Here is a 12223-nt window from a genome sequence, read left to right on the forward strand (position 1 = left end):
GGGACTTTGGCAGAATGGGTCCGTGCCCCTCTTCGACCTTGACCTGCTGGTCGGGGCCGCCGTCGCGCTCCTGGCCGTCTTCGCCGCACGGGTCTCGTCGAGGCTGGGCCTTCCGGCCCTGCTGCTCTTCCTCCTGGTCGGCATGGTGCTGGGACCGGTGGGTTTCGGCATCCAGTTCTCTGACGCCGGAATGGCCCACGGGCTGGGTTTCGCGGCCCTTGTCCTCATCCTGGCCGAGGGCGGACTGTCGACGAAGTGGTCGTCCATCAAGCCGGCCCTGAGTGTGGCGGGCCTCCTCGCCACGGTAGGCATCGGCGCCTCGATCGCCCTGATGGCGGTCTTCGGCCACTTCGTACTCCAGTTGCCCTGGACGGTGGCGGTGCTGCTGGGCGCCGTCACCGCGCCGACGGATTCCGCAGCGGTCTTCTCGGTACTGCGGGGGGTCTCCATCCCCACACGGCTGCGCTCGATCCTGGAGGCCGAGTCCGGCCTCAACGACGCCCCCACGGTGCTCGTCGTGATCGCCATGACCGGCCTGGCGGCAGGCCATCAGCCCCACGGCGGCATCCCCGGCCTGGTCGGAAGCATCGTCATCGAACTGGCCGGCGGCATCGTCCTGGGCGTGGCGATGGGATGGGCGGCGGTGCGGATCACCCGTCGCGTCTCCCTGCCCTCGTCGGGCCTCTACGCGCTGGCGGCGCTGTCCTGGGCAGTCCTGGCCTACGGTATCGGGGTGTGGGCCGGCGTCTCAGGATTCGCCTCGGTCTACGTCGCATCGGTGGTGATCGGCAACGGTCGGCTGCCGTACCGCAACGCCACCAGATCCTTCGCCGAGGGTGTCGGGTGGATGGCCCAGATCGGCCTGTTCGTGATGCTCGGCCTGCTGGCCGATCTGGAGCGCCTCACCTGGACAGAGGTCCTCGAAGGGGTTCTGGCGGGGCTCTTCCTGACCTTCGTCGCCCGGCCGCTGTCGGTGGCCGTGTGCGCCACCTGGTTCAGGCTGCCGTGGCGCCACCAGGCCTTCGTCTCCTGGGCGGGGCTGCGCGGGGCGGTGCCGATCATTCTGGCCACCATCCCGCTGGCCGCCAGGATCCCGGAGGCCGGCAAGCTCTTCGACATCGTCCTGGTCTTCGTGGTCGTGTTCACCTGCATCCAGGGGCCGACGCTGTCGGCGGCCGGGCGGCTGCTGGGCCTCGTCGATCCGGACTCCGCCGCCGACGTCGATATCGAGGTGGCCCCCCTCGACGAGATCGACGCGGTGCTGCTGCAGGTCCACGTGCCGGCCGATTCCCACCTCGTCGGAGTGACGGTGCGCGAGCTCCGACTGCCCCGCAACGCTTTCATCTCGCTCATCATCCGTTCCGACGAGTCCTTCGTGCCGCACGCCTCGACGTCGCTGGTGCGCGGGGACGAGCTGCTGCTGGTGACCCCTGAGGTCGAGCGCCATCAGGTGGAGGAGAGGCTCACCGAGATCGGGAGGGCGGGCCGTCTGGCCCGCTGGAACGGGCTGAGGGTGACCACCGAGGAATGACGGCCGTGAGCCGGCCGGTGTCGTGGGTCCGGCCCGCGGCCGAGGATCGGGCCCTGGCCGGAGCGGATCAGGAGGCGGGAGTGGCCGAGCCGCTGCCCGAGGGGGTCGGCGTCGGCGAGGGGGAGGGCAGGCAGACCGGGCCGCTGACCGCCAGCGAGGTGGGGGCCTTGGTGTTGAACCCGCGGTAGTTCTCCCCGACCATGACGGTGACGGAGTGGTCCACCCTGGTGGCGTCCGCGCGCACCGTCGACCTGGGGAAGAAGGCCGCCACCAGCTTCACCTCGGGAGAGTCCTTGGCGACGCCGACGATCACCGTCTGCTTGACCCGCTCATCGGTGTTGCCGGTATCGGTCACCGTGAATCCCTTGCCCGTGAGCGCCTTGGCGACATCGCCCGCCAGACCCCGGGTGTGGCCGCCGTTGACCACATCGAGCTGGACGGATTTCGAGGTGAGGGCCTTGCCGACGTCGGTGTTGACGCACGGGACGGCCTTGGGGCCGAAGGGCGCGGTGAGCGATTTCCACCCGTACCAGAAGCCCATCACGATGATCGCCAGAAGGAGGATCATCGTGATGGGTGTCGCGACGAGTTTCAGGTAGTGGCGGGCGCTCTGGGTCATGGTGTTCCTGGATCAGTGGAGCTCTAGGACCCTGGCGTGGACGGTCTGGCGCTGCTGCAGAGCCGCGCGCAGGGCGCGGTGCAGGCCGTCCTCCAGATAGAGCTCGCCGCGCCAGGCCACGACATGGGCGAAGAGATCCCCGTAGAAGGTGGAGTCATCCTCGAGGAGGTTTCCGAGATCGAGGGTGCTCTTGGTGGTGACGAGCTGATCGAGCCTCACCTGCACTGGCGGGATCCCGGACCACTGCTTCTGCACGTACCCGTGGTCGGGGTACGGGCGCGAGTCGCCGACGCGTTTGAAGATCACGTGCTGATCCTACCGGTTCACCCGTGCGCGCCAAGAACCCGGCGTCCCGGCACGTCGGGATCGTGTCCGCGGGAGACGCCGGGCCCCATCCGCACCCCCGCGGACGGCCGCGGCGTCATCTCCCAACACGCCGTGTCTCGTCTCCGGCGAGCACCGGGACGGCGTGTCGGGAGCGATCACTCCATCGTGACCCGGTGGTAGGTCAGATCCTCCGACTCCCGATCCATCTCCCAGACGACAGGATCGCCGGCGGCGACGTCGACCAGCCAGAAGGTGGCGTCGGGGTCCCAGCCCGCCAGAACGGTCGAGTGCGTGGCGGTCACCGGCAGTGCCCGGCCGGCGGTGGTGAGGTAGCCGGCCACGGTGAGGTGGACGGCGTCGATGCCCGAGTCGGCGACCGCCACCCAGTCCGGCATCAGCCAGCCCCCGGTGCGCCCCGTGGCCTCGCCCCACACATACCGGCGGGAGGCGGTGACGTCGAGGGGGAATGCGGCGCACAGACCGGCCCAGTCGTCGGGGCCGTCGATCTCCAGGACGCGGGGGCCGGTCGGGGCGAGCAAAGGCGCCGTGAGGGTCCGGTCGGCGCCGAAGGCATCCTCCTTGAACCACATTCCGGCCGGTCCGGCGTCGGGCAGGTATCGGGTCGAGCTGGTCAGCCGGTAGGCAGGGGTGGACGTCCACACGCCGCTGACGTCCTCGCCGTCGTACTCGGTGCGGAACCGCTGCTCCTCCTCGATGGACTCCTGCCGACCGGCCGACAGGAGCGCACCGGAGTTGTCGGTGCCCAGGGCGGGGAGGGGTTCGTCCGGCAGGATCTCGGCCGTTGTCCACTGCGTGACACGATCGTTCGGGCAGTCCCACCATGCGGCGGCCGGGCTACCGGCGATGGCCTTCGCGGCCGGTTCCAGCGCCCGACGGATCGGATCGGCGGCCGCGAGCCTGTCTTCTCCCCACAGCGGCTGCCAGTACACGGCCGAGCCCGTCGTTCCGGACAGGAGCTGGAGAATCTCACGCTCGGTCGGAGATCGCAGCCGGATGCCGGAGATCAGGTCCGCGATCTCCCCGGCAGAGCTGGGCGAGGGCAGCTCGGGTTCCGGGTCATCGGCGGATTCCTTGACGGCGAAGATCCAGGAGGTGCCCTGGGGGTCCATCGCGTTGCCCGTGATCACGAGCGCCTCACCGAGCGCGTCGTGGCCCCGAGCCTGCTCGGCGGACAGGCGCCTGACCCATTCCAGGCACAGTCGGCGCCCGCGCGGGCCGATCAGGAGGTCCACGGTGTTCATGGCGCCACGCTACGCGGTGGCCGCACAGGACAAGGCTGAAACGGGTCGGGGCAGGCGGGGCGCCCGGCGTAGCGTTGGGCCCTGTCCGTGCAGCCGGTTCCCAGGGGTGTCCGCCCCATCAGGAAGGAAGACGATGACCCAGTTCGACTTCGACTCGCCCACCACCGAATGGCTCAAGGCGCGTGGCACCGCCCGGTGGCACGACGTGGCCGACGGAGTCATCCCGCTGTGGGTGGCCGAGATGGACTTCCCCGTGGCACCTCCGGTGCAGGCCGCGATCCAGGACATCGTCACCAAGCAGGCCTACGGATACCCCCGCGACAACGGCCTCAAGGAGGCCTGGGCGGAGTGGGCGAAGAATCATCAAGGGCTGGACGTCGACCCCTCGAAGGTCACCATCCTCCCCGACGTGCTGACCGGGGTGCGGCTGGCGCTGCGCACCTTCTCACCGGCGGGATCGCCGGTGGTGCTGCCCACTCCGGCGTACATGCCGTTCTGGGACGTGCCAGGGCTGGTCGGCCGCAGGATCGTTGCCGTCCCCATGGTCACCGGGGCCGACGGGCGGTCCACCCTGGATCTTGACGGGATCGGGAAGGCCTTCGCGCAGGGCGCCCGGTCGATCATCCTGTGCAATCCGTACAACCCGCTCGGCCGGGTCTTCAACGAGACCGAGCTGCGCGGCCTGGCGGAGGTCGCCGAGGAGTACGGCGCCTTCGTGGTGGCCGACGAGATCCACGGGCCGCTGGTCCCTGCCGGAGGCCCCGCCCAGGGACGCACCGTGCCCTACGCCTCGGTGTCTGATGCCGCTGCAGCCCACTCGATCAACCTCATGTCGGCATCCAAGTCGTGGAACCTGGCAGGCCTTCTGACGGCCGTGGGCACCCTCTTCACCGACGAGAACCAGAGGTTGTGGAAGAAGGAGGTCCACGAGCTCGAGACCGAGGGGGCCAGCACGGTCGGCATGGCCGCGAACCTAGCGGCCTTCACATCGGGCCAGCCCTGGCTCGACGAGGCCAACGAGTACATCCACGCCAATGCCGTGTGGCTGCACGACGAACTCGCGCGCGAACTGCCCCGGGCCCATTTCACGGTGCCCGAGGCCACCTACCTCGGCTGGATCGACTTCCGCGACTGCGGCCTGCCCGCCAATGCAGGCACCTGGCTGCTGAGGAACGCCCGCATCCGCCTGAACGACGGACCGACCTTCGGGCCCGGCGGGGAGGGGCACGCCCGGATCAACCTGGCCACCCCGCGGTATCTGCTGGTGGAGGCCGTCGGACGGATGGCGGACGCGATCAACAAGCGATGAGACAGGTCTGACGACTGGGGACATGGGTACTGCAAAACCGCTTTCACAGCAGATCTTTGCAGTAGGCCAGCCCTCAGGCCAGGGCGGCCAGCAGGGCGTAGGCGCCGATGCCGGTGAGCATGGTGATCAGTGGGCTGCGGCGCCACAGGTGGACGGCCACCGTGACGGCGATGGCGACCAGCCAGGTCCACAGCGGACCCTCGCGGTTCGGATCCACCAGCGTGTAGGCCACCAGGATGATCATGATCCCGCCGGGCATCAGCGCCGAGAGCCGCTCCACCGACTCGTGGCCCTTCATCCGGTCGATCCCCAGCATCGGCACGAATCGCAGCCCGAAGGTGATGGCCGCCGCCACCAGGATCATCAGGAAGGTGTTCACCTCGGCTCCTCCCCGGTCGTGTCCTGGCCCGCCGTGGCGCTCCCGGAGGGCCCGGCGCCCCCGCTACCGGTGCCCTGATCAGCTGCAGTCCGGCCTCCTGCGCCGCGCCCCCGGCGGTCCGCCACCCGCACCTCGGCCAGGCAGCACAGCGTGAAGACCGACAGCGACCACGCCAGGAACGGGCCGGGCAGCAGCAGCGACGCGCCGATCCCGACCGCTGCGTAGCCCGCCACCCGCCAGGTCCGGGAGGACAGGAAGAAGTTGAGCGCAAGAGCGATGAACAGGCCCGTCATCGCGAAGTCCAGCCCTTTGAACGCGGCCGGCACGAGGCTGCCGATCGCGGTGCCCAGCACGGTTCCCGACACCCACCAGAACTGGGTGACGCTCGACAGCGTCAGCACCTGGCGGGAACTCTGCGGCGTCATTCCGCCGGCCAGCAGCGCATACATCTCGTCGGTGAGCTGCCAGGCGCCGAGCACCTTCTGCCACGGGCGGCGCAGCAGCCGGGTGGGATAGGCCAGCGGGTAGAAGATGTGCCGGAAGTTCACCGCCAGAGTGGCCAGCGCCACTGACGCCAGACCCGGAGCCGAGACGAGGAGGCCCGCCAGCAGGAACTCCATCGATCCCGCATAGACCACGGTCGCCATCACCGGGGCCAGCCACCAGTGCAGTCCCAGGTTCACCACGAGCGCCCCCAGAGCCATCCCGAGAGGCACATATCCCATCGCCACCGGCCCGGAGGCGTGGAGCGCCCAGCGGAGGTCGTCGCTCCACCCCCGAACGGTCCCGGGCGTGGCTTCGGACACTGTTGGCGACCTCCTGCGCGTTCGCGGGCCTGCGCGGCCCGCATGGGCCCGAGCCGGGACGGTTCGGGACTGATTCTGGAACCTGCCCACAGTGCCACCTGAACGGCCGGTCGCGGCCGGGGTCCGGGTGCTGGACGCCCTGTCGCGGTGTCCTGGACGGTTGCCACGACAGGTTCCGGGTGGGTGTTGCGGGTACGGCCCGCTGACTACGATGGCGTGACCGGACAAGCCCGGGAGGGGCGGCGCGGTCGCTCGACTCAGGCCCGGTGAACGTGCAACGGTATTGACACGTACGGTGCGGAGTGCGGCCAGCGGCCGGCGCTCCGACCCCTGACGAGAGGAAGCTCGAATGGACATCAGCGCCATGGATCCCCAGAGCATCCAGCAGCTGTTCGACGCCGAGGTGGTCGGCCCGGGAGATGAGGCGATCGGTAACGTCGAGCAGATCTTCGCCGATGATGTCACCGGCGCCCCGACTTTCGTGACAGTCAAGGATGCGGGCACCGAGAGCTTCCTGCCGGTCAGCGGCGCGGACTACGACGGGGGCCGGATCGAGGTGCCCTTCAGCAAGGACGTCGTCGAGGCCGCCCCCTCCGCCCGTGGCGGTGAGGATCTCTCCCCGGAGCGGGAGGCGGAGGTCTACCGCTACTACGGCATCCGCGCCCCGCGCCGGTCGAGCGAGGTGGAGTCCCGGCCTGCCGATGACTGGGGCGACGACGTGGCCGACACCTCGGTGGATCAGGACGTCGATCAGGTCGACCAGGGCGACTTCGACCATGAGGTGGTGCCTGACGATGCCACCGCGGCAACCGTCCAGAGCGAGGACGAGCCCCAGTTCGAGCCGACCGAGGAGGCCGAGGACCCGGCGACTGATTTCAGGTCGGTCGCCGAGATCGACGAGCAGCAGGATCCCGCCGTCCCCGAACCGGACGAGGTCTCCTCGGATGAGACCGCGGCCGAGGAGAGCGCCGTCATCGCCGGCGGAAGCTTCCCAGGAGTCGCGACTGCTGCCGGCCTGGTGACGGCCGGCGCGGCGGAAGGAGCGGCCGCGGCGACCGACCGGAGCGATGATGCCGTCGCGACCGGGGATCCCGACGCCGAGCTCGACGCGGATACCGATCCGGGCCTGGAGGCCGCCACCGGCGTCGACGAGGCGGCACTGGCCACCGATCGCGCCGACGGAGAGTCCCCTGAGGCCGCCCGCGAGAATGAGATCGAGGCCGAAGCGGCCGGCGAGGACGCTGCGGACGAGGCCTCTGAGTTCGCCGAGGAGGATCCCGGGGAGGATGGGGCGCAGCACGGCGAGCAGGTTCAGGACGCGGATGGGGCCGTGGCAGGCCCGGTGTCGACGCTCCCAGGGCTTCCCGCCGGGGCGACGCTGCGCAAGTACGTCGTGACCGAGATGGTGACGGTCCAGATCCCGGTGCGACGCGACGTGGTCTGCTGGGTGGATGCCGATGGGGGAGTCCATGAGCTGGAGGCCGTCGAGGCCCCGGATTCCGCTACGGACAAGGATCTTCACGATCCCGCCAGCTGGTGGTTCGGCAGCGAGGAGGGAGCCGACGTCGCCTCCGACGACGTCGTTGTCGGGGAGGGCCCCGATCCCGAAGAAGAGTCGCATAGACCGGAGGCCTGATCCGGGCGCGACGGTGGGCGACCCGCCGCGTTGCGGGTGCCTACCGTGCCATCACTCGACCCGATCAGACCGGTCTGATCGGGTACTGATGATTCAGCGGACCACCTGGTAGTTCACCGTGGCGACCCCGGCGCTGGTGCTGGCGATCTTCTTGAATGCGCCGGTGGAGAGATCGAGGCAGCGTCCGCTCACGTAGGGACCGCGGTCATTGATCCGGACCACGACGGACCTGCCGTTGGCCCGGTTGGTCACCTTGAGCTTGGTGCCGAACTTGTAGGTCTTGTGGGCCGCGGTCATGGCCGAGGGGTTGAACCGCTCGCCATTGGCGGTCCGGCTGCCCTCGCCGTAGTAGGAGGCCTTGCAGGTGGCGGTCTTGGAGGCCGCGGGCTTCGCGGCGGTCTTGAGGGGGTTCACTCCGGTCGAGGCGATCTTGACGTAGCGGGTCTGGATGTAGCCCGCCCGGCCCTTGTAGTTCACCTTCACCCACCCCTTGGAGGTGTTGGTGGTGATGACGCCGAGGGCCCGACCCTTGCCCAGGACCACGATGGGCTTGCTGCTCGTGGTGGCCCAGGTGCGGACGTTGACGTTGGCGGTCGCCCAGGCCCACTTCTTGTAGACCACTGATCCGGCTGCCGGGACGGCTCGGCTCGGTGCCTGCCGGGGGGCGGCATGGGCCTGCCCGATGGCCGTTCCGGCGAGAACGAGGCCGGTGGTGGTCGCCAGGACCGCGGCTCTGCGCAGAGTCTTGTGTGCCTCGTGAGTTCGGGTGATGGTCATCCGGGTCTCCTTCTGTTGGTGGGCCGTTGGGTGACCCTCCGGACATGACTGTAAAGAAAACCTGAGAAATCCTCAAGGTGCAGTCGGCCCGGGGCGCAAAGATCCAAGCCACAAGGTTGCGGATCTCCGGCCGGTGAGTGCAGTAGAAGAAACTCTCAGTATCTGGACATCGGTCGGGTGTCCCCCGGCGAGGCGGCCCGCGGTCGGGCGCGGCGAGGAAGTGAGAAAAGCCACGACAATTCCTGTCCTCGGGGATCTTCACAGTGAGCACATTGCTAGCCTGCGAATACCACTCGGGCCATCGTCTGGAGCAGCCATGCGCATCACCCCTCGACTCCTCGCCGTCCTCTCCGTCGTGGCGCTCATCGGGTCCGCGACTCCGGCCTGGGCAGGGGGTTCCGCACCGGCTCCGGGCGGCGCGTCTCCCTCGGGCTCCGCCTCGAGCCCCGGTGTACCGGGCTCAGGGGCGCCGAGCCCGTCGGTCCCCCCGACGGCGAGCGCATCCACCGCGACGACGTCGGGGTCCCCGACCGTCTCGGGTGCGCCGTCGGGATCCACGACTCCGAGCTCCGCCTCGGTGACGCCGAAGGTCGCGGCACAGGCCGCCTACCCGGTCACCGGTGCGATCGGCGTCAAGTGGCAGAGCGTCAAAGGCACCGTCGGCGAGCCGACCGGGGCGATGCAGCGCGCCGGTGGCGGGTACTGGCAACGGTTCGAGCACGGCGTCATCACCTACATCGGCGGAGCCGGGGCGCACGCGCTGACCGGTGCCGTCGAGGCCAAGTGGAGCGCCCAGACCGACGCTGTCAGGTTCACCTGGCTCGGCTTCCCGATCGCTGACGGCGGCGATGACGTCACCTTCCAGAAGGGGCGGATCATCCGCAATCCCGGACGCGACGCCACCTACATGATCGGCGGATCCATCTACCGCACCTTCGTGGGGGCCGGGGCCGTCCCGGTGATGGGGCTGCCGATCTCCGACGAGGCGAACGGGCGAGGCGGCGGGGTCAAGCGGATCAGCCGGTTCGAGAAGGGCGCGGTGACCTGGGACTCGGCCGGAACCTACGCGGTCGTGGGCCGCATCTACAGCACCTGGTCGGCCGCCGGCGCCGAACTGAGCTCCTACGGGGCTCCCCGTAGCAATCAGATCAAGAACGGCGGGGTCTACGACCAGCGGTTCGCCAACAGGAACTCCGTCCTGACCTACGTCAACGGCCAGGTGATCCCTGAGACCGGGGCTGTCGGCGCCGAATACATTCGGCGCGGTATGTCGAAGTCGGACCTGAAATATCCGCTGGCCCCCATGAGGGCCGTGTCCGGCGGGTATCAGCAGAACTTCTACAACGGCAACATCAAGTACGCCGGTGGTATCAAGATCATCGTCAACACGCGGATGACCTCCCACACGACGACGGCGTCGGAGACCCGGTACACGTACCGGTCGGGATGCCCGGTCGCCCCCTCGGCCTTGACCACCACCGAGATGAACTTCTACGGCTACAACGGGAAGGTTCAGCGAGGGGTGATCATCACCCGGTCTGGGGTGACGACGACCCGGGTGCAGCAGTCCTTCACGGCGGCCGCCCAGGCTGCCTGGCCGATCAAGATGATGTACAACCCCGATCATTTCAAGGGAGATGACCCGACGATGCTGGCCTACGGGAACACCAGCGCCTTCAACTGCCGGAAGGTCACGGGAAGCCCGTACTCCACCAGTCCGCATTCCTACGGCACCGCCATCGACATTAACGACTTCGAGAACCCCTACCAGGATTCCAACGGTAAATGGTGGCCGGTCGACAACGGATCGAACGGTGCCGCCTACTGGCGCACCCATCGCTCGGCCTATGCGGGCAAGGGGGTCCTCACCGGCTCCGATGTCATGACGAAGGCCCTCACCAGCCGCGGGGCCTTCTGGGGGGCTCGCTGGTCCAATCCCGACTATCAGCATTTCCAGTGGAACTGAGATCGGGAGGACGGAATGTCCAGGCGCACTGACGTGAACCGATCGCTTCCGGCGCGTCCTCGCACGGCCCCGGAGACGCGCGGCGTGGCGGGAGTGATCGGGGCCGCGATGGCTCTGCTCCTGCTGGCCGGCTGCTCGGGATCCCCGGCGTCCGGGCCCCGTGCAACCGGATCGTCGGCCGTCTCGGGGGCTTCTGCCTCCGGTGGATCGAGCACGTCGGTGCCCACGGCCACGGGAACCGCGCCGGCCCCCTCGGCCGCCGCCTCCACGGCCGGTGACCTGTCGGGGAAGAACGTGCCGTCGTCGCTGGGCTCTTTCACTCCCGCGGTGGCGACCCCCGACGACGAGGAGCATGGCGGGTTCGTGCCCAACGGCACGCCGGTGCGCGCCCTGGACCCGGCCTACGCCGCAACCGAGGCGTTGCCTGCCTGCTCCTCCGCTGAGGTCAAGGTGCCCCGGGCCACCCATGGCATCGCCGCCACCTACTCGTACAAGGGGAAGCCCGGATCGCTCATCGTCCTGGACTTCAACAGCGAGACCGACGCCAAGGCATGGTTCAGCGCCTTCACAACGCTGGTTCGAGCGTGCCCCCGGGTGGGTGCCGAGCCGGTGATCACCGCGACCACGGTCACCGACAGGCGCGAGAGCGCCGGATCGGTGTGGACCGAGGCCGGGTTCGTCAAGGGGTCACGGGCCACGATGGGCTCGGTGCAATCGGCGGATCAGGACCCGACACAGCTCCTGGGGGATGTGCGCTCGGCCCGGTGACCCACTGAGCCTCGAACGCAGACACCAGGACGACTGCGCAGGGCTGAGCACTTCGGGAGATCCGCCTCAGGAATTCCTCATGCTGAAGGCCATCTGGGAGTAGGCGGGGGTGTGGGTGGCCACGCCGAAGGCCACGGGCGAGTCGCGCGCATCGAAGACGGTGGAATCGATGGCCAGCACAGCATCCCCCTCCTGGACTCTGAGCGCGTGTGCCAGGTGAGCGTTCGCGTAGTCGAGCCTGACCAGCAGATCATTGCGGGCCAGGTGAACCCCGTACTCCTTCTCGAGGAACTCGAAGAGGGATCCGTGCGAGAAATCGTGGGCGAGCACCGCCGGATACGTCGAGGCCCGCAGATAGGTCATGACGTGCTGGTGGAGGGTGCCGCCGATGTAGCGCAGCCGTTCGATCTCGATGACCTCGTCGGCCGGGTTGAGGGCGAGGGCCTCCGCGGCCTCCGGATTGCGGGTGACGTGATTCCTCAGCACCTTCGTGGTGACCTCACGGCCCAGAGTCGCCTGCTGTCGGTAGAAGCCCATGACGCTGCCGGCGAAGGTCTCACGAATCTCCTCGGTGTAGTCGGGCTCGGTGACGAACGTGCCGCGGCCCTGCTCTCTCACCAGCACACCGGCGCGGATGAGGTCGTCCACAGCGCGGCGCACCGTGATGCGGCTGACCCCGTACTCCGAGCACAGCTGCGGCTCGGCGGGGATCTGCTCGCCCGCCCCCATCCCCGAGATCCGGTCTCGCAGGTGGTCGCGGACCGCGACGTACTTCACCGTGTCTCGGGCCACCGCAACCTCCTCGTACCTGTGGACTCATTATGACGTCATGGCTGCCTGAGC

11 protein-coding genes and 1 pseudogene are annotated in these 12223 nt (G+C 68.9%); 5 read left to right on the forward strand and 7 right to left on the reverse strand.

Annotated features, from left to right (window positions below; genetic code table 11):
• Positions 1-22 precede the first annotated feature (22 nt).
• A complete protein-coding gene (locus tag JS278_RS02180; RefSeq protein WP_114043759.1) occupies positions 23-1531 on the forward strand; it encodes a potassium/proton antiporter in 1509 nt (502 codons plus the stop codon).
• A 67-nt stretch (positions 1532-1598) separates the two neighbouring features.
• On the opposite strand, the gene JS278_RS02185 is transcribed toward JS278_RS02180, so the two are convergent.
• The 3 genes from JS278_RS02185 to JS278_RS02195 form a co-directional block, all read right to left on the reverse strand.
• Entirely contained in the window at positions 1599-2150 is a 552-nt protein-coding gene (locus JS278_RS02185; RefSeq protein ID WP_114043760.1) for a LytR C-terminal domain-containing protein, read from the reverse strand.
• Between the two features lie 12 nt (positions 2151-2162).
• Positions 2163-2456, reverse strand: a complete 294-nt coding sequence (locus JS278_RS02190; protein ID WP_114043761.1) for a type II toxin-antitoxin system VapB family antitoxin — start codon at positions 2454-2456, stop codon at positions 2163-2165.
• Positions 2457-2632: 176 nt separating this feature from the next.
• Entirely contained in the window at positions 2633-3739 is a 1107-nt protein-coding gene (locus JS278_RS02195; protein ID WP_147243127.1) for a hypothetical protein, read from the reverse strand.
• A 133-nt stretch (positions 3740-3872) separates the two neighbouring features.
• On the opposite strand from JS278_RS02195, the gene JS278_RS02200 reads away from it, so the two are divergent.
• Positions 3873-5048, forward strand: a complete 1176-nt coding sequence (locus JS278_RS02200; RefSeq protein WP_114043763.1) for a MalY/PatB family protein — start codon at positions 3873-3875, stop codon at positions 5046-5048.
• Between the two features lie 73 nt (positions 5049-5121).
• Here JS278_RS02200 and JS278_RS02205 read toward each other — a convergent pair whose 3' ends face one another.
• Together JS278_RS02205 and JS278_RS02210 are read right to left on the reverse strand one after the other, a co-directional pair.
• Complete coding sequence (locus tag JS278_RS02205) at positions 5122-5427, reverse strand: AzlD domain-containing protein (RefSeq protein ID WP_220150021.1); 306 nt, start codon at positions 5425-5427, stop codon at positions 5122-5124.
• Positions 5424-6233: an AzlC family ABC transporter permease gene (locus tag JS278_RS02210; protein WP_181833802.1), complete on the reverse strand. Its 810-nt coding sequence runs from the start codon at positions 6231-6233 to the stop codon at positions 5424-5426. The genes JS278_RS02205 and JS278_RS02210 overlap by 4 nt, the downstream gene beginning before the upstream one ends.
• A 349-nt stretch (positions 6234-6582) precedes the next feature.
• Here JS278_RS02210 and JS278_RS16300 point away from each other — a divergent pair, with 349 nt between their 5' ends.
• On the forward strand, positions 6583-7869 hold the full coding sequence (locus tag JS278_RS16300) for a hypothetical protein (RefSeq protein ID WP_245935172.1): 1287 nt from the start codon (positions 6583-6585) through the stop codon (positions 7867-7869).
• Positions 7870-7962: 93 nt separating this feature from the next.
• Here the strand turns inward: JS278_RS16300 and JS278_RS16640 are convergent.
• A pseudogene (locus JS278_RS16640) lies at positions 7963-8232 on the reverse strand (septal ring lytic transglycosylase RlpA family protein); the annotation flags it as partial.
• A gap of 730 nt (positions 8233-8962) precedes the next feature.
• Between JS278_RS16640 and JS278_RS02230 the strand changes: the two are divergent.
• Together JS278_RS02230 and JS278_RS02235 are read left to right on the forward strand one after the other, a co-directional pair.
• A complete protein-coding gene (locus JS278_RS02230) occupies positions 8963-10612 on the forward strand; it encodes a M15 family metallopeptidase (protein WP_147243128.1) in 1650 nt (549 codons plus the stop codon).
• A gap of 33 nt (positions 10613-10645) precedes the next feature.
• Entirely contained in the window at positions 10646-11380 is a 735-nt protein-coding gene (locus tag JS278_RS02235) for a hypothetical protein (RefSeq protein WP_147243129.1), read from the forward strand.
• 66 nt (positions 11381-11446) lie between these two features.
• On the opposite strand, the gene JS278_RS02240 is transcribed toward JS278_RS02235, so the two are convergent.
• Positions 11447-12172 carry a GntR family transcriptional regulator gene (locus JS278_RS02240; protein WP_114043769.1) on the reverse strand — a complete coding sequence of 242 codons (726 nt, stop codon included), beginning with the start codon at positions 12170-12172 and terminating at the stop codon, positions 11447-11449.
• Positions 12173-12223: the final 51 nt, after the last annotated feature.

Origin of the sequence: Acidipropionibacterium virtanenii (assembly GCF_003325455.1) — a bacterium.
Lineage (GTDB): Bacteria > Actinomycetota > Actinomycetes > Propionibacteriales > Propionibacteriaceae > Acidipropionibacterium > Acidipropionibacterium virtanenii.